Here is a 16496-nt window from a genome sequence, read left to right as displayed (position 1 = left end):
TCGCTCTGCTTTGCTCACTTGATATTAAAATTTAGAAACTAGTCAATGAAAACCGCTTTTTATACCCTACTTGCACTTTGTGCCTTTGCCGGCAACTCTATTTTGTGTCGTTTAGCATTAGGCGAAAATACAATTGATGCCGCCAGCTTCACCAACATTCGTTTAGTCTCTGGCATTGCTACTTTAATGATGATTTACGCCTTTATTAACTTAACAAATAAGTCAGCAAACAAGGTCACCGAGAGAGTTGCGCAAGACTCGAACACGCACCCGCAAAAATTAGCATCACTAAAAAGTACGACTGGCACTTGGTGGGCAGCCGCTATGTTGTTTACCTACGCCGTAACCTTTTCTTATGCTTACGTAACGCTAGATACAGGTACTGGCGCATTGATCTTATTTGCCACCGTGCAACTCACGCTAATCATGGTTGGCTTAATTACGGGGAATCGCCTTAATGCGTTGGAATGGTTGGGCTTGCTATTGGCCTTTTCAGGGTTTGTTTATTTGATTTTGCCAACGCTAAGCACGCCATCGTTGATGGGCTTTATATTAATGTCTATTTCAGGGGTTGCCTGGGGCTTATATACCTTGGCCGGTAGGCAATCAATGAATCCACTTGCCGATACCAGTTTTAATTTTTTAAGAACCCTGCCATTTGTCATTGTGCTGCTGGCATTGACCATTGCACACGCTGACATTAGCGCGCAAGGTGTGGGCTATGCTGTGCTGTCTGGTGCTGTAGCCTCTGGCTTAGGTTACACCATATGGTATAAAGCCCTACCTAGCCTATCCGCTATACAAGCAGGAGTTGTACAATTGTTAGTACCGATATTAGCGGCGGTTGGCGGCGTTATTTTCGCTGATGAAAATTTATCGATGCGTTTAATCATTGCATCGTTAACGATACTAGGTGGCATACTACTTGTTATGTCTTCAAAGCACTTGATCGCATTGAGCATCGGCAAGCCGAGCAAACAGGATTAGTCGCATCGACTGTTGCTAGCAGTAAGTTTAAGCGCGCCTTTCCTAGCCAAGCCTAGTTCACCCTAGCCTATTGAGCGTTATTTACGCTAGCTCTTGCCAAGTTGCATTGACCTGTTTATGTTGTAGATAGGTGTTTTAGCTATACCTTTTAGCCTAAACCTTTTAGCCTAAACCTTTTAGCCTAAACCTTTTAGCCTAAACCTTGTAGCTACACCTTATAGCCAAGCATACTCTTAAACAAGGAAGTGCAATTGTCTGATACAAATCACCCAATGCTCACCGGTAGCTGTTGCTGCGGTAAAGTGAGCTTTTCGCTAGCAGATGATTTTAGTCAATTCTATTTTTGTCACTGTCAGCAATGTCAAAAGCTAACAGGCTCTGCCCATGCTGCGAACTTATTAACCGCACCTGAAAATATTCAATGGCTGCAAGGAGAAGAGCTACTTAAACGCTACGATCACCCGAGGCGTTCATTTACGAAAGTGTTTTGCACTGCATGTGGCTCAGGTTTACCATTTTTGACGCAAAGCAAATTGTTTCTCATTGTGCCGGCTGGGTGTTTAGATACGCCACCGACAAGGCAGCCCGATGCGCAAATGTTTTGTGCCGAGCAAACTGATTGGCACCAATTAGGTATTGATGCGCCAAAGCACGATGGCTTTCCGTGTAATGACTAATTCAACACTGGCACCGAAAACAGACACTCAAGCGAGTGCACAATCACACACTAGCGCTAATTCTCAGGCAAATGACAAATTTAAAGCATTGCAGGCGATGGGCGCAGGTGAATTTGCTCACCTTAATGGCTCATTGATCGAACACTTATCATCTACAGCACAGCTATTAAGGAAATGGCAAGCTCGCACTGTGCTATGCGATGCTGGCCTTTATCATGCGGCCTATGGCACCGCAGGCTTTGACGAAAAAATGCTTTCCCTTGCACAGCGAAACGACGTGGCAATCTTGATTGGCAAGGAAGCTGAGGCAATTGTTTACTTGTATTGCTCTTGTGATCGCGATTTCACCTTCTCACGGCTTGGCACCAGCAATGAAATTCAATTTAAGGATCGTTTCACCGCCAATACCTTTAACTTAAGCCAACAACAAGCCGAAAACTTTTGTGAATTAACCGTTGCCAATGAGCTTGAGCTGGTTATCGCTAGCGATTAATTTCGGCAACAACATGGGCAAGGGTTAAAGCGGCTTTATAGTAAGATGAAACGCTGGCTTAGCCCATATGCGATTGATGCCTATGAACGTGAACTATAAACGAACTAAAAGCTAGCTAACAATCAAGGGCTGTAAACATGCATCAACAATTTGTGATTAGCTCATCTCCACCCAAGCCAAGTGAATTCATTGCCTTGCGCGCTAAAGCTGGTTGGGGCGACACGGACCCAAAACTTGCGCAGACTAGTCTAACCAATTCACTATATTGCTTAACCGCATATCAACAGGAACGCTTGGTAGGCATGGTAAGAATCGTTGGTGATGGCGCCCTATTTTTCTATATTCAAGATTTAGTGGTAGATCCTGAGTTTCAAAATAATGGCCTAGGTACGGCTTTGATGGAAAAGCTGGAATGCTACCTTTCTGAAGTTGCAAAGTCTGGCGCCACAGTTGGCTTATTTAGTGCTCAAGGAAAAGAAGCATTTTACCAACAATTTGGCTATACCAAGCGTACAGGTGAACCTTTGGGCCTGGGAATGTGTCGCTTTATTTAAGCTTTAATTTTCATGCTTAACTTTTCATGCTTAACGTTAGGTATTTTATAGTAGTGAATAGCGATAACGATATCGTACAACAAGGACAAGTGATTTGATAAAAATAAGCCAACAGCAACTTAAGGATGCCGCCGCAAAGCAAATTATTAGCCCGCAGCAAGCAACTGAACTGTATGCCTTTTTCGAAGAGCAGCAAGCCAACGTCGCTCAATTTACGTTTACCCATGTGCTCTACTACCTAGGAGGGTTGATCGCCATTGGTGCCATGAGCCTATTTATGACGCTAGGTTGGTCGTCTTTTGGTGGCGCAGGCATTCTAGCAATTTCTCTTGTATATGCCGTACTTGGCTTGTCGTTAACTCATCACTTTGCGAACAAACAATTAGCGATTCCAGCGGGCATTTGCGCAACATTTGTGACTTGTTTAACGCCACTCGCCGTATTTGGTTTGCAGCAATGGCTAGGGCTGTGGCCTGATGATAATGCCTACCGAGATTATCACCGCTATATTGCATGGCATTGGCTGTATATGGAATTAGCGACATTGGCGATAGGTACCATTATCGCGTGGCGTTATAAATATCCTTTTTTAGTCATGCCCATTGCTGTCACACTTTGGTATTTGACTATGGATTTAAGCGTCATGTTAGCTAAGAATACTGACTTTGAAACCAGCTGGGAACTGCGCAAGCTAGTTTCCATGTATACCGGATTATTAATGGTAGCTTTGGCGTTTTGGGTAGATATTCGCGCCAGAGCAGCGAGTGTAATCAACCCCAAAGACTACGCTTTTTGGATTTACTTATTCGGCACCATTGCATTTTGGGGTGGTCTTTCACTGCAACACTCTGATAGTGAATTAGCCAAGCTCGGCTACTTTAGCATTAACCTGACAATGATCGCCTTTGGTGTATTGCTGGTGAGAAGGGTGTTTGTTGTGCTTGGGGCATTTGGCTGCAGCTTTTATTTAGGTCATTTGGCTTACAATGTATTTGAAAACAGCTGGTTTTTCCCAATTGCATTATCATTAATTGGCCTGCTGATCATTTATTTAGGCGTATTGTGGCAAAGGCACGAACAAGTAATTAGCCAACGACTGCAATCAATTTTGCCGCTATCTCTGCAACAATTACTTGCCAGTAAACATGGCTAGTTGTTGATAATAAAAGAGCAAATATCAATGGTGAAAAACATGCAGAGAGTTGTTGTTATCGGCTCAAGTTGCAGTGGTAAATCAACATTCGCGATGAGCCTCGCCAATTTGATTAATTCGCCTTACATTGAACTAGATTCCCTGCATTGGTTACCCGATTGGCAAGAGCGACCAGACAGCGAATTTCGCCAATTAGTGCAACGAGAGGTCGATAAAAACTGCTGGGTGATTGATGGCAATTATGCTGTCGCTCGCGACCTTTTATGGCCAAAAGCGACAACCATCATTTGGCTTAACCATAGCTTTGCACGTGTATTCTATCGCGCGATTCGCCGCTCGATTATACGTGCTGCGACTAGACAAGTACTTTTCGCTGGTAATATTGAAACGTTTAAACAGAGCTTTTGTTCAAAAGATTCAATTATTTGGTGGGTACTGACGACCTATCACGCAAAGCGCCGTAACTATCGAAGTTTATTAGCACAGCAAGCGTCAACAGGTACAAAGGTGATTGAATTTACTTCCCAAAGACAAATAAATAACTTTTTCACCTCGCTTGCTAAAGCTGATGTTTAACCCAGATTAAAGTTTTCACTATAGCTGTTACTCAAAATTAACTAGCGGTATTAATCTTAAATTTATTATAAGGTTAACTCAGCGCGTATTGCTGAGAATAAATGCACAATCAATACGACCTACTTATAGCAATTGAATACTCATGGAGAATGTGATGAAAAAACTACTGTGTGTACTGGGACTAGTAACAGCATTAACGGCATGCTCAGACAATGAGGTTGGGGATGTATCACTCGGTTTGTTTACACTCAAAGATATTAAAATTTCATCGCTGCAAGATGAAGTTGTAACTGGAGTTACTTGTCATATTGCATCAATTGAAGCGGACTTAAGCTTGTCTGATCCCAGTGACAGCTCGATTTCTTGCCGACAAACGGGTGATATTACGTCAGCAATGATTGCGCAAATTGACAAATCGGCATCTGGTGAAGTGGTATTTAGGCAATCGAAAAGTATCTTTTTTAAGAGCATGAAAGTCAGAAGGATCTACGATCCGAAAAATCAAACCTTGCTGTATTTGTCTTACACCACCAAAGAAACCGAAGGTAGCTTTAAACATAGCTTGTCAACAGTGCCACTATGGGGGACACAAGCTTATATTGAACCTCAAACTGTGAACAGCAACTAGTTGGCACTTAAATGGTTAAAGTTGGTATGCCTGATTAAGATAAAACTATGGATAACCTGCAAACAATGGAGAGTGATTAATGAATATCAACACCACACTTATTGGTGAAGTGATACTTTGTTCGATTATTATTGGCGGAGCACTTAGCTATTATTTTGCAAGGCGTAAAACCACTAGTCCGAAAATAACTGCGATTGTCGGCGCTCTGCTATCGATTGTCCCAATTCTAGGGCTTATTTATGTCGCACTATTAGCCCTAAAAGACGATATTGCAAAAACCTAATGATAAGGCTTGAGTTGGAAAGCCCGAGCTGGAATCAGTAGTTTGAATAGCATAGCTCCCAAAATATCAGCGTATGCGCTAACACCACATAACAAGCTAGTTTATCCTAATCAGATTATTGACAGAGAATAACGATTAACGTGAATGCTGAATTTCTAATACTCTTGCTAAATCTCGCCATAGTACTCGTTGCTTATGGTTCAATTTATCCGAAGCTTGCGGGCAACAATGCGAATAAAATAGCACTATTTGACATACTTGCTAGCGGATTTGCTTTGCTAGTTGTAGGTACCAAGTATTGGGGCACAAGCTTTGAATTCTCTTTACTATTTTTGGAGGTCAATTGGTTTTGGTTTACCTTGGTGAGTTATGCTTTAGTCGAGTTGCCTATAGCCTATTGGTACATTAAAAAATACAAAGTCAATTTATCTGAATAGTCTGTTGGATTACACATGATAAGCCGTAAACGGCGTGGATTTAATTCAAAATTGCTAGTTTGTTTTATCTACCTGAGTGTTATGCCAACTCGCTGAGTGCATGCTAACGGCTTTGATAATGTAAATAACAACAATAACATACAAAAGGAACACAGAATGACAGCAACAGGCAGCTTTACGGTAAAACTCGATCCTCAACAAGATAAGAAAACGCCAGCCGGAAGAATGTTAATCAACAAGGTTTACAGTGGAGATATACAAGGTACTGGTGTTGGTCAAATGATCAGTAAGCGTACCGAAAACGGTAATGCGGTTTATTATGCGATTGAAGAAGTGCATGCATCCATCGCCGGCAAAAAGGGAAGCTTCACCTTACTTCATTCTGGTGTTATGTCAGCTCAAGGTCAGCAACTTTCCATCACGGTAATGCCAGGCTCTGGCGAGGGTGAATTAGCTGGAATTTCTGGTGAGTGCATTATCGAACAAAAAGACGGTGAACACTTTTATCAATTTAATTATCAACTCTAACGCTTTATGCTAGGGCGTTATTCTAGAGCTTTGCATTAGATAAGACACTCTCAGTCGATTAGTAACGATAAAATGAATACCAAGCACACGTTATGAACAACAATCAAGAGTCCATCAGCCCTGCTGCTTGCGAACATCGCCTATTTGTTTATGGCACATTGGCGCCTGGAAAACCGAATGAACATATTCTTGAAGACCTAAAAGGTGACTGGCAAGCAGCCACTGTAACAGGAACTCTTTATGCCGAGGGCTGGGGCGCAGCCATGGGCTATCCAGGGATAGTGCTTGCTCAAGAGCAGCTAAGCAGCGTAAATCAGGCCGAACAAGTGCAAGGCCAGCTTTTTACCTCTGAAGATCTACCAGCTCATTGGCAACGATTAGATGAATTTGAAGGTGATGGCTATCAACGCGTTGTAGCCCAAGTCCGGCTTGCCAGTGGTGAATATGTTCCGGCCTACATATACACGCTAACCAAGTCACCAGCGTAGCATTGATGGCCTATATAACCAACTACACTCATTCAAGTTCGACTTACATTCAACTAGAACGAGTTGTACCAAAATTGAATAGAATAAGGAAAAATCATGAATATTTGGGTTGATGCTGACGCCTGCCCTGTCGCCATCAAAGAAATAATTTTTCGCGCTGCAGAGCGTAAACAATTAATGACCACACTAGTCGCAAACCATAGCATGCGCACACCTAATTCCAAGTTTGTACGAATGCTTCAAGTTTCATCAGGGTTCGATGTTGCCGACGATGAAATCGTGCAACGACTTCAACAAGGCGACTTAGTGATAACTAGCGATATTCCGCTTGCCGCCGAAGTAATTGAAAAAGGTGGGCAAGCTCTTAGTCCGCGCGGTGAGCTGTTTACCAGCGCAAATATCAAAGCTCGCCTTAATGTCCGCGACTTTATGGACACCATGCGTGCCAGTGGCGTAAATACCGGTGGGCCACCGGCGCTAAGCCAACAAGATAAAAAAGCATTTGCCGACCACCTTGACCGCATTCTAAGCAAACACTAACCAAGGAAGCCTGACAAGCTGCGAAAAAAATGGAAGTGAAACTAGTGTCAGCGGATACAATTTACACTTCGGTGTTCAGCTTTTCCTGCGCACTGCTTTTTTCAAACCAAGGTTTTAATATAGTCAGCCATTTTTTCTTATTCACCTCGATTCACTAAGCTCACTGGACTAAGCTCACTGGACTAAGCTCACTTGACTAGCTGCTGTTTACTGGCCGTTAAGCATTACCTCTTATCACGAATAGTTTCGTGAGTAGGGAAGTTATAGTTCACTTAGACTTGGTTTACTTTTATGTTGTGTAGAGCCCATTCATTACTAACAAATTAGTAGACCAGTCTTTGTTTTAAACGCGTAGTTAATATATTAAGTCATTGCCAAATATAGCTTTTCAGCGACCTCCTGAAACCGCTTTCATCACTTGCAACGGGTTTAGTTGCGCAAAACTTCGTGCTAGATTAATCAATAACGCCAGCTCAATAACGGGTATCCTTAGTCTGTGTCAATCAAGGCAGCGATAAAAAATAGTTCTCTTTCTGTGCTACTACAATGCGTACTTTGCGTTAGTTTTCTGCTCGCCTTGCCTGCCAACGCATTAAAGCTAGAACCAGTGACCATTAATATCGCTAATCCAATGCAAGCTTACCCTCCTTACCATTGGCTAGAAAATGGCGAAATAAAAGGGCTTGTACCAGATATTATTGAAGCCGCCGCCAAACTGGTGGGTGAAGATGTTGAGATAAACTATGTACCTGTACCTTGGTTGCGGATGTTTTCACTAGCAGAAAATGGCGATATCGATGCTATTTTCCCCGTCAGTTTTAATCAAGAGCGTGCTAGGTATTTAAGTTTCGTGCCAGAAAGTATTGTGATGGAGCGCATGAATTTAGTTTCATCTAGCGCATTTGATATCAATTTCAGTGGCGATCTAACCGCACTTGCCAACTACAAAGTCGCTGGAATCGTTGGTTACTATTATGGCGAAGCCTATACCAATGCGAATTTAGAAACATTAGCGCTTGCCAATGAGGAGCAACAAGTCGAAATGCTACTTGCCGGACAAGCCCCACTGGCGCTAATGGATGCCAACATCTTGCCTTACTATGTCAATAAACTTGGTGGTGAGCGTGAGCATCGCATTAAAGTGCTTGAACCCCATTTATATGAAGCTCCTCTGCATTTGGCTTTTGCTAAAAATGGCCGCTACCCGGCGCTTGTCGAACGGTTTAATTCTGCACTGGCGAAATTAAAATCGACGCCCGACTATCAGAATATTTTGCAAACGTATCTTAGCCAAGAATAACGCAAATTAGCCAATAAACTGGCAACTTAATCATTCTTTCAACAAACAAAAACATAATTGAAAGCCAATCAAGCTATGCTAGGTCTTGTAAAATCAAGCTATTCGCTTAATACTTTTTACAAATTTAGTTATTGAAATACACATGAAAGAACACGATTGCTCTCCCCTAACCGACTTTATCGAATACCCTGCAAAAGAAATGTTAAGCCGCTCTGCGGACTTTTATGACAACATTAAGCGTCGCCATAGTATTCGTAAATTTAGCGACCGTCCGGTAGCACGAGAAGTTATTGAAAACTGTATCAAAGCCGCAGGCACAGCACCTAGCGGTGCTAACCACCAACCTTGGCAATTTGTGGCAATTTCTGATCCAGAAATTAAGCGCCAAGTACGTGAACAAGCGGAAAACCACGAGCGCGGTTTTTACAGTGGCCGTGCGGGTGACGAATGGTTAGACGCATTAAAGCCATTAGGAACCGACGATCAAAAACCTTACCTAGAGATCGCTCCTTGGTTAATCGCTATTTTTAGTGAGAAAAAAGGTGGTATCACCAAAGGTGAAGAGAATACTAACTATTATGTGCATGAGTCTGTTGGTATTGCTACTGGTTTTTTGATCAACGCGCTTCATAACGCAGGTTTAGCGACGTTAACCCATACGCCAAAGCCGATGTCGTTCTTGAATAAGATTTGCCAACGTACCGATAATGACCGTGCGTACATGTTGTTAATTGCTGGCTACCCAGCGGACGACGCAACCATTCCACATCATGCAACAGTGAAAAAGTCGTTAGACGACATCGCGACCTTTTTATAGCAAAAACTCTCATCGCTTAAGGCAAAACGCTTAAGTCAAAGAGCTTAAAAACGCTCGAGTTAAGGCCGGTAAACCAAAGCCCTTGGTTTACCGCCTAATTTAAGCGCTTATCATCAATGTACTCCTGAACAAATACCTGTAGGTCTGGAAAAAAAGTAGAAAACGCCTGCTCATATTCACCTAAAACGGGCATAACCTCTTCCGCAGCTCCGGCTAGCTTATTATCAAATCGAATACGACGGCTTACCCCGTTGATAGCGCCTGCTACAGACTGTGGCGATTGGTACTCTACAAGCCAGTTTCCATCAATCATACGAGACACCATCGACGCCATTTTTTCTGGCATATGGGTTTTATGGGCACTTAGCTCTTGATACCTTAACTCGGCAAACTCACTAAGTGGCACTTTACAGTACTGATGCCAATACTTTGCGAGCAAATGATCAAAAACAATGTCATTAACAATGCCTGCAAAACGTTTGCGCTGAGGGGATAACAAGGTTTTTAACGCGGCGACTTGGGGGTGGCTATCGGTAAACTTATCTATTGCCCTGTGCAGATAAACCCCTTGGCGAATTTGACCTGGCAAATACTCCAAATGATTACCTTTAACGAAGTCTCCCATCAAATTGCCAACCCGTACGGCTGGTAGATCTGGCGAGAGGAATAAATGGGCTAAATAATTCACATAACACTCGACTTTATAAGCTCTGTTAAACTATTGATTGTTATGCTACTCAAACTTGGTGATATTGGCTGGGTAACATTTAACTGCACTGTTGCTCCTAGCTTATATCTAATTCGATATCAGTGCAGCCTTGGGCACAACACACTTTCGCTGGCTGATTTTGGTTAGCCATATTGAACATTATCGGCTGGTGACAAACTTTGCAGCTCACAGCTCGACCCGCCAACACTTTTTTAATGATCGCTTTTTGATCGTTATACGATCGTTTACTATTTTTTTGCAGCGCTTCAAGCGCGGATAAATCCATAACTACATCACTTTACTCAAGAACCCATTGTAAAAGCTATTACCAATTCAAAGCCCGCCACTTACTCTGCTACCTGACAATACCAGCCGTCGAATTGGCCCCCAAATGCAGGGCAGTGCTCTTGCAATAAGGCTTGATAGGCCACAACATTTTCATAACTCAATGGCATAAATGGGTAAGCCGTTATCTCCCATGGAAATTCTGCATTGGCTTGATACGGGCTAAACGATAGTTTTTGTCCATTTTCTAACAGCATATGACCAAATTTCAGCGCCTGCTCTTGGCTTGGGAAAATAACCGAAAATTCGACTTCATGTTCAACAGCTAAATCTGTGCCTTGCGCCTTTAACTCCCAAAGAGCATTACCAATATCATCTTCAGGGAAAAGCGTTAAATCTCTGTTCATTTATTCATTCCTGTACTGCTGTTAAAAACACAACGCTGCGTGTTCATACTGAGTCGGGTTACAACAAGAGGCACAACGAGCATTAGCGGCGTCCGCTTGCTGCTGTTATGCGCTAGGGCTTACATGTTATTATTGGGCATTAATTCTATATTTAAATGCTAGAGCATTAATTTTCTGTGTCTCAACTCGAATTTCATTTGCAACACCAAGGCGATGCAGCCACAGCGCTCACTATTCTCAGCAAGGCAACTCAGCTTTCGAGCTCAGAATTAAAATCAGCCATCAGCAAAGGTGCGCTGTGGTTAGAAAAAGGTAAAAGCGTTCAGCGATTACGACGAGTTAAAAAGCTGATAAGTCATGGTGAAACACTGCACTTTTACTACAATCACACAGTGCTTGCACAAGAGCCACCTAACGCAACATTGGTAGATGACCAAGAAAGTTACAGTGTATGGTACAAGCCTAGTGGTATGCTGTCGCAGGGTTCAAAGTGGAGTGATCATTGTACCATTACCCGCTGGGCTCAACTGCATTTATCGGGTGATCGTCAGTGCTACTTAGTGCATCGACTCGATAGAGCCACGAGTGGTTTAATTGTTATCGCTCACAGTAAAAAGGCTGCACAAGCATTGACTCAATTATTTGAGAAACGCCAACTAACCAAGCAATATCAAGCGATTGTCGCACTTCCCTACTTAACAAATGCAGATAAATTTACGGTTGAAGAGCCTATCGATGGGAAACGAGCCATTAGTCATTTTAGTCAGCTGGCAATAGACCAAGAACGTAAAATTGGACATTACTTGATTGATATAGAAACCGGTAGAAAACACCAAATTCGCAAGCATGCCGCCTATGTCGGCTGTCCGATAGTTGGTGATCGCCTGCACGGTAATCAAGAAGTAAACGAACGCTTCGGTGTTGACCTACAACTTTGTGCGATAAGGCTAAAGTTTAACTGCCCATTGTTGGGGGAATTCAGAGATTACCACTTACCAAAAGATATGCAGCTAAGCCTAAATAACCTCAATTAGCTGATTGAAAAGCGAAAGTGACAAGTAAAGGGGAAATAGCAAGGTAAGCGTTCAGATTGGTAACTGCAAACCTGAACGCTAGATTTAAGCGCTAAACTCTAATAACAGTAGTTAAAGTCTTGCTCAGCTAACAAGTTTAGTGCATCACCGACTCGCTTATCAGCATCTATCGCTTCTAGTAACGCCAGCCCTTGTGCACGTTGCTCAGAGGTTAGTGCTTGATAAGGTAAGCGGAAGTTTGTCTGAACAGCACCAGTCATCATTAATGCGGTATTGATGGCAATAGGGTTGGGTTCACAGAATAACCAACTCATCAATGGCTGTAACTGCTCATTAAGCGCCGAATCTGGCTTATCCATTAGCGTACGCATTAGCTCTGGCACTATGTTTGAGGTTACCGAAATCACCCCGTGTGAATTGTGCTGATGGCGACCATCGAAACATTCATCGTCATTGCCTGACCAACAAGCAATACCGCGCTGCTCGTAATAAGCTATGCGATCATTACCAGTGCACTCTTTCAAACCAATAAAGTGTTTATGCTGGGCCAATGGTTCAATAATTTCAGGCGTTAGGTCTTGCCCTGTTCGCCCTGGAACGTTGTAAATAAAGGCAGGGCCAATATCGAGTACTTTTTCAAAATGAACACCAACGCCAACAGTTGATGTGCGGCCATAATAAGGGTTAATTTGCAACGCAGCGTGCATACCTGTCGCAAAGCCATTTTCCGTTGCTTTAATTGCTTCACGGGTATTATTGCTACCAGTATTACCAACGATCAGCAAACGTTCACCAAATTTGTGGGCACTGTGCGCAATCAGCATCAGGTGCTCTTCCCAGCTTAGCAAATGCCCTTCACCTGTAGTGCCACCAACAATAATACCGTCAACACCAGCACTAATTTGGCGCTCAACTAGCTTGTCATAAGTGTCTAAATCAATATCTCCACGCTGATCAAAAGGGGTTTTAACGGCGGTGATCAAACTGGCTTGGTTTAGCAATTTCATGACGTTTTATACCTATTATTGTGTTTTGGTTGCGTTAACAGTGGCCGATGTTATCAATTACCCGTTTCAGGATAAAGGACTCTTTTGAGATAAGGTGCTGATATGAAAAGCTATCGGCGCTTAGCTGTGTCACTTGATAAGCATGGTAATTGTCGGCGTTGTTTAGGTCTGCCGCATAGAGGTTCTCATCAACCACTTCGTTCTTTGTAATGGTAAAATGAACGTCGCCAACAAGTCCCCAATCCCCCATTTCAATCGTTTGCTCTAGAATATCGCCTTTTAAAGACATCGTCATAAAACAAAACTCAAAGCTACCGTCAGGGAAAAACTCAGCGTGTTCAACAAATGGGTTGCCTTGCTCGTCTTGGCAATTTCGCACCCACTGGCCTACTAGCTGGTCGCGGCTATATTGGTTCATCAAAAATTCTCAACAATCTTGTACTTGTCTTTTAATTTTGCCACAAGTTCCGTGTTGTCGCGTAGGAACTGATCAAATTTATGAATAATCTCAGGATGTTGAATTGTGGAGAAGTGGTAAGCATATTGCTGGTGAAAAATTCCTTCAGCTAAAACAATATCGCCCTGACGGTTTAGTTTTTGTAAGGCATTGTTAATTACATTCGCGTCAATATTGGTGGCAGTCGCATTGCCTGCCAACACATGGCGCACAACCGCTAATGGTGTCGACTCTTCAATCACAGAAAGGCGTTGCTTTTTGATCTCTTGTAACCAAAGGCTGGGGTGAAATCCGCGAATCGTTGCTAATGACTTTATATCCCGACGTGAAGCTGTAGCACTTTGTTTATTGACATAAGTACCAGCTGACAAGGTTATGACGGGCGCTGAAAAGGTGATGCCTAAGCTATTTGATTGGTCGTTGCGCCAACGAAAATTGTCAGGAAACTTAAAATCTATATTGTGCTCTAGATACCACTTATCAAAGCGCTTAACAGGCAGAGCCACAAACTTGAACGTTATATGGTGAGAGTCAAAGAAAGTGGTAAGCAAGTCTCGGGCAAAACTCGGTTGGTGGTTATTTTTCCCATTAAAGTCGAATAGCGGGTAATAACTAACGTCTTCAACCCCGACCAAATAGACTTTGTCTTTAACTGGCTTTTTTACACTTTGTGGATTGCTAGGTTCAGTGGAGGCTTCTGCGCTAAAACTAAAAAAGCTAAAACTTAACAGCAAAAAATAAATAAGTTTCAACAAAACGAGTCCTTATTTAGTCCATTCGGCTTTCATCTATGCGCCCTTTCTCAATTTTTATCAATTGAAGTGCGCCATCAATTTAAAATCGATAATGACAGTTTGTTAACTTCAACCGATTACCGTCGATATTGTAGACGAAAGCACAAAAGGTGAACAGCTAAATAAAGACTCGTGATGCGTATTGATTGTGTCTATTAGTTACTTAATACCTTAATACTGCCGTTAACACTATCCAAGGTTAACTTCGTTGACCCGCTGCCAACTACCCCCTTCATTTGTTTGCCGGTAAACAAATTTTTATCCACTTTTAGTCCAAAATCGCTTTTAATGCTGCCATGCATCGTTTCAGCGTTTACTTTAATTTGTGCGTCAGTCGGTAAATAAACTTTAATGCTGCCATTAACGGTATCAATTTTTACTTTTTCCACTTGCTCTAGATCTGCAAAACGCGCCGTAACACTGCCGTTCACCGAATGCAGCTTGCTTGTTCCGCTAATGCCAGAGGCATCAATAGAGCCATTAACTAAGTCTGCATCTATGCGACCTAAAATATCGCTGACAGTTAAAGAACCGTTAACCAAGTCGATCTCAGTCTCAGAAACGTTTGCAGGCAGGTTGACTTCATAATTGACTTTGCCAGAGCTATAGCCTTTACCCCAATCACGCTTCAAGTACTTAGTTTCGACCATCACTTCGTTGTCACGGTGTTCCATCAACACTTTAATGCGCTCAAGGTCATCTTCAGAGTCAGCAATCAAAGTTGCTATTACTTCAATTTGATCACCACTTGCCCGGCCTACTTCAACCCGACCGTTTATGTTTTCAATCGAAAACTCTGCTCCTTGCTCGACGGAAAAAGACTGTTCAATCACTCGAGTTTCTTCAGCGAACACAGACGTTGCTACGCCAGAGCAAAGTACTAACAGTAATAATAATTTAGGGTTTAAGGTTTCCATGTTGATGTCCTTAGATTTATTATCTGAGCTATTGTTAAAAGCTTAGACGTGAGCCACCGATAAAAAGGTTTAAAGGAATATTATAAAATGTTGAATATTCAACTATTGCTAACAGGTAATGAGTTAATGTCAGGCGACATTGTTGACAGTAACTCGGCAATGATCGCCCAATCACTAACCAAAATTGGTTTAGCGGTAAAACGCAAAGTTGCAGTTTCCGATGATATCAATGATTTGATTGAAGAAATTAACGCTATCAGCATCAAAGCTGATGTTCTAATCGTTAATGGCGGATTAGGCCCTACCGTTGATGATTTGACCGCTGAAGCGCTAGCACAAGTTGCCGATGTACAAATTACCCAACATCCCGAAGCATTGACTCATATTACTCAGTGGTGTGAACGCCGTAATTTTAAACTGAACGCACCTAACCTTAAGCAAACTATGCTGCCAGATGGCTGCGATATTGTGCCCAATCACTTAGGTAGTGCCGTTGGCTTTCATCTCAGGCTCAATAACTGCGATATCTATTGTACACCGGGCGTGCCAAAAGAATTGCAGCTAATGCTGGACAAAGAACTGATCCCGAGCATTGAAAGCCTATTGCCAGAGAAAAGTCATCACCATGTGTCTCGCTATCAAGTCTTTGGCATTGGTGAGTCAAGTTTGCAGAAGTTAGTTGATGAAAAAATAGAAAACTGGCCGGAAAGTGTTGAGCTAGGGTTTCGCGCTTCAATGCCACTACTTGAATTAAAGCTGACCTCAAAGAGCGCACAAGCAAAAGCAGAAAAAGCAGAATGTTATGAACAGCTTAAAGCATTGCTGGGCGATCATATTGTCGCGCAAATTGACGAGGTTCCCCTGACATTTGGCGATCACCTACAAGCCCTACTGCGCGAACAAGGTAAAAAAATTACTTTTGCTGAATCATGCACGGGTGGCATGCTGGCCAGTGCCATGACTAGAGTAGCTGGCTCTTCTGCTGTCTTTGATGGCAGCTTTGTCAGTTACGCAAATCATCAAAAGCAAGCCATGCTTGGTGTTAATGAGCAAACGCTTGTGCAGTATGGTGCAGTTTCAGAGCAAACGGTTCAAGCAATGGCGCAAGGTGCACTTGTTAAAACGGGGGCAGATATCGTGGTAGCGGTATCTGGTATTGCGGGCCCAGATGGCGGCAGCGATGACAAACCTGTCGGCACGGTTTGGCTTGCTTGGGGCACGTCGCAAAGTATTCAAACCGTATGTTTACACATACCAGCAAATCGTTACTACTTTCAGCACTATGTCACTGCCATAGGGTTAGATTTAGCGCGTCGATTACTGTTGGTAAGTGAAGAAACACCTAGGTACATTACTGAGCGCCAAAAAAGCTAGATAATACAAGATATAAGTGCCATAAAATTTGCGTGTTATAGTAAAAATTAA

At 42.7% G+C, this 16496-nt stretch carries 22 protein-coding genes; 15 read left to right on the top strand and 7 right to left on the bottom strand.

Annotation, left to right across the window (positions count from 1 at the left end):
* Nucleotides 1–45 precede the first annotated feature (45 nt).
* The 13 genes from DXX94_RS16375 to DXX94_RS16310 all read left to right on the top strand — a co-directional run bounded on the left by DXX94_RS16375 (nt 46) and on the right by DXX94_RS16310 (nt 9461).
* Nucleotides 46–987 (top strand): DMT family transporter, encoded by a 942-nt coding sequence (locus DXX94_RS16375; protein WP_116017532.1) that lies wholly within the window; start codon nt 46–48, stop codon nt 985–987.
* A 251-nt stretch (nt 988–1238) separates the two neighbouring features.
* Nucleotides 1239–1664: a GFA family protein gene (locus tag DXX94_RS16370; RefSeq protein ID WP_258872193.1), complete on the top strand. Its 426-nt coding sequence runs from the start codon at nt 1239–1241 to the stop codon at nt 1662–1664.
* Nucleotides 1627–2157, top strand: a complete 531-nt coding sequence (locus tag DXX94_RS16365; RefSeq protein ID WP_220348124.1) for a DUF6817 domain-containing protein — start codon at nt 1627–1629, stop codon at nt 2155–2157. Before DXX94_RS16370 ends, DXX94_RS16365 begins: the two co-directional genes overlap by 38 nt.
* Before the next feature lie 137 nt (nt 2158–2294).
* Nucleotides 2295–2711 (top strand): GNAT family N-acetyltransferase, encoded by a 417-nt coding sequence (locus tag DXX94_RS16360; RefSeq protein WP_116017528.1) that lies wholly within the window; start codon nt 2295–2297, stop codon nt 2709–2711.
* Between the two features lie 97 nt (nt 2712–2808).
* Nucleotides 2809–3864: a DUF2157 domain-containing protein gene (locus DXX94_RS16355; RefSeq protein ID WP_116018593.1), complete on the top strand. Its 1056-nt coding sequence runs from the start codon at nt 2809–2811 to the stop codon at nt 3862–3864.
* Nucleotides 3865–3903: 39 nt separating this feature from the next.
* On the top strand, nt 3904–4440 hold the full coding sequence (locus DXX94_RS16350; RefSeq protein WP_116018591.1) for an adenylate kinase: 537 nt from the start codon (nt 3904–3906) through the stop codon (nt 4438–4440).
* 154 nt (nt 4441–4594) lie between these two features.
* A complete protein-coding gene (locus DXX94_RS16345; RefSeq protein WP_116018589.1) occupies nt 4595–5068 on the top strand; it encodes a CreA family protein in 474 nt (157 codons plus the stop codon).
* 79 nt (nt 5069–5147) lie between these two features.
* Complete coding sequence (locus DXX94_RS16340) at nt 5148–5351, top strand: hypothetical protein (protein ID WP_116017526.1); 204 nt, start codon at nt 5148–5150, stop codon at nt 5349–5351.
* Between the two features lie 593 nt (nt 5352–5944).
* On the top strand, nt 5945–6316 hold the full coding sequence (locus DXX94_RS16330; RefSeq protein ID WP_116017522.1) for a DUF3224 domain-containing protein: 372 nt from the start codon (nt 5945–5947) through the stop codon (nt 6314–6316).
* 92 nt (nt 6317–6408) lie between these two features.
* Nucleotides 6409–6804: a gamma-glutamylcyclotransferase family protein gene (locus DXX94_RS16325; protein WP_116017520.1), complete on the top strand. Its 396-nt coding sequence runs from the start codon at nt 6409–6411 to the stop codon at nt 6802–6804.
* A gap of 96 nt (nt 6805–6900) precedes the next feature.
* Nucleotides 6901–7344: a YaiI/YqxD family protein gene (locus DXX94_RS16320; RefSeq protein ID WP_116001028.1), complete on the top strand. Its 444-nt coding sequence runs from the start codon at nt 6901–6903 to the stop codon at nt 7342–7344.
* A gap of 607 nt (nt 7345–7951) precedes the next feature.
* Nucleotides 7952–8644 (top strand): substrate-binding periplasmic protein, encoded by a 693-nt coding sequence (locus DXX94_RS16315; RefSeq protein WP_116017518.1) that lies wholly within the window; start codon nt 7952–7954, stop codon nt 8642–8644.
* A 142-nt stretch (nt 8645–8786) separates the two neighbouring features.
* Nucleotides 8787–9461, top strand: a complete 675-nt coding sequence (locus DXX94_RS16310) for a nitroreductase family protein (protein WP_116017516.1) — start codon at nt 8787–8789, stop codon at nt 9459–9461.
* 94 nt (nt 9462–9555) lie between these two features.
* Here DXX94_RS16310 and DXX94_RS16305 read toward each other — a convergent pair whose 3' ends face one another.
* The 3 genes from DXX94_RS16305 to DXX94_RS16295 all read right to left on the bottom strand — a co-directional run bounded on the left by DXX94_RS16305 (nt 9556) and on the right by DXX94_RS16295 (nt 10862).
* The gene (locus DXX94_RS16305) at nt 9556–10149 is read right to left on the bottom strand and encodes an acyl carrier protein phosphodiesterase (protein WP_147302305.1); all 594 of its coding nucleotides are present in this window, start codon (nt 10147–10149) and stop codon (nt 9556–9558) included.
* A 97-nt stretch (nt 10150–10246) separates the two neighbouring features.
* Complete coding sequence (locus DXX94_RS16300) at nt 10247–10456, bottom strand: hypothetical protein (protein WP_116017512.1); 210 nt, start codon at nt 10454–10456, stop codon at nt 10247–10249.
* A 61-nt stretch (nt 10457–10517) separates the two neighbouring features.
* A complete protein-coding gene (locus DXX94_RS16295; RefSeq protein WP_116017510.1) occupies nt 10518–10862 on the bottom strand; it encodes a ribonuclease E inhibitor RraB in 345 nt (114 codons plus the stop codon).
* A 176-nt stretch (nt 10863–11038) separates the two neighbouring features.
* Between DXX94_RS16295 and DXX94_RS16290 the strand changes: the two genes are divergently transcribed.
* A complete protein-coding gene (locus tag DXX94_RS16290; RefSeq protein ID WP_116017508.1) occupies nt 11039–11896 on the top strand; it encodes an RluA family pseudouridine synthase in 858 nt (285 codons plus the stop codon).
* Between the two features lie 98 nt (nt 11897–11994).
* On the opposite strand, the gene dapA is transcribed toward DXX94_RS16290, so the two are convergent.
* From dapA to DXX94_RS16270, 4 genes are all read right to left on the bottom strand, one after another.
* Nucleotides 11995–12903, bottom strand: coding sequence for a 4-hydroxy-tetrahydrodipicolinate synthase (gene dapA, locus DXX94_RS16285; protein WP_116017506.1), 909 nt, complete (start codon nt 12901–12903; stop codon nt 11995–11997).
* Nucleotides 12904–12937: 34 nt separating this feature from the next.
* Nucleotides 12938–13321: a hypothetical protein gene (locus tag DXX94_RS16280; protein ID WP_116001036.1), complete on the bottom strand. Its 384-nt coding sequence runs from the start codon at nt 13319–13321 to the stop codon at nt 12938–12940.
* A complete protein-coding gene (locus DXX94_RS16275; protein WP_147302304.1) occupies nt 13321–14115 on the bottom strand; it encodes a hypothetical protein in 795 nt (264 codons plus the stop codon). The genes DXX94_RS16280 and DXX94_RS16275 overlap by 1 nt, the downstream gene beginning before the upstream one ends.
* A gap of 194 nt (nt 14116–14309) precedes the next feature.
* Entirely contained in the window at nt 14310–15071 is a 762-nt protein-coding gene (locus DXX94_RS16270; RefSeq protein ID WP_116017502.1) for a DUF4097 family beta strand repeat-containing protein, read from the bottom strand.
* Nucleotides 15072–15158: 87 nt separating this feature from the next.
* Between DXX94_RS16270 and DXX94_RS16265 the strand changes: the two genes are divergently transcribed.
* Nucleotides 15159–16445 (top strand): CinA family nicotinamide mononucleotide deamidase-related protein, encoded by a 1287-nt coding sequence (locus DXX94_RS16265; RefSeq protein ID WP_116017500.1) that lies wholly within the window; start codon nt 15159–15161, stop codon nt 16443–16445.
* Nucleotides 16446–16496 lie beyond the last annotated feature (51 nt).

The sequence above is a fragment of the Thalassotalea euphylliae genome (assembly GCF_003390375.1).
In the GTDB taxonomy this organism is placed as follows: domain Bacteria; phylum Pseudomonadota; class Gammaproteobacteria; order Enterobacterales; family Alteromonadaceae; genus Thalassotalea_F; species Thalassotalea_F euphylliae_A.
Note: the sequence above shows the minus strand (reverse complement) of the source record. Positions and strands in the feature narration are given on the sequence as shown.

Coding starts and splice junctions, on each gene's coding strand:
- DXX94_RS16280 (WP_116001036.1), bottom strand. CDS start 13,321: ATGAACCAATATAGCCGCGACCAGCTAGTAGGCCAGTGGGTGCGAAAT.
- DXX94_RS16340 (WP_116017526.1), top strand. CDS start 5,148: ATGAATATCAACACCACACTTATTGGTGAAGTGATACTTTGTTCGATT.
- DXX94_RS16300 (WP_116017512.1), bottom strand. CDS start 10,456: ATGGATTTATCCGCGCTTGAAGCGCTGCAAAAAAATAGTAAACGATCG.
- DXX94_RS16350 (WP_116018591.1), top strand. CDS start 3,904: ATGCAGAGAGTTGTTGTTATCGGCTCAAGTTGCAGTGGTAAATCAACA.
- DXX94_RS16345 (WP_116018589.1), top strand. CDS start 4,595: ATGAAAAAACTACTGTGTGTACTGGGACTAGTAACAGCATTAACGGCA.
- DXX94_RS16325 (WP_116017520.1), top strand. CDS start 6,409: ATGAACAACAATCAAGAGTCCATCAGCCCTGCTGCTTGCGAACATCGC.
- DXX94_RS16265 (WP_116017500.1), top strand. CDS start 15,159: ATGTTGAATATTCAACTATTGCTAACAGGTAATGAGTTAATGTCAGGC.
- DXX94_RS16320 (WP_116001028.1), top strand. CDS start 6,901: ATGAATATTTGGGTTGATGCTGACGCCTGCCCTGTCGCCATCAAAGAA.
- DXX94_RS16310 (WP_116017516.1), top strand. CDS start 8,787: ATGAAAGAACACGATTGCTCTCCCCTAACCGACTTTATCGAATACCCT.
- DXX94_RS16295 (WP_116017510.1), bottom strand. CDS start 10,862: ATGAACAGAGATTTAACGCTTTTCCCTGAAGATGATATTGGTAATGCT.
- DXX94_RS16375 (WP_116017532.1), top strand. CDS start 46: ATGAAAACCGCTTTTTATACCCTACTTGCACTTTGTGCCTTTGCCGGC.
- dapA (WP_116017506.1), bottom strand. CDS start 12,903: ATGAAATTGCTAAACCAAGCCAGTTTGATCACCGCCGTTAAAACCCCT.
- DXX94_RS16330 (WP_116017522.1), top strand. CDS start 5,945: ATGACAGCAACAGGCAGCTTTACGGTAAAACTCGATCCTCAACAAGAT.
- DXX94_RS16270 (WP_116017502.1), bottom strand. CDS start 15,071: ATGGAAACCTTAAACCCTAAATTATTATTACTGTTAGTACTTTGCTCT.
- DXX94_RS16360 (WP_116017528.1), top strand. CDS start 2,295: ATGCATCAACAATTTGTGATTAGCTCATCTCCACCCAAGCCAAGTGAA.
- DXX94_RS16365 (WP_220348124.1), top strand. CDS start 1,627: ATGCGCCAAAGCACGATGGCTTTCCGTGTAATGACTAATTCAACACTG.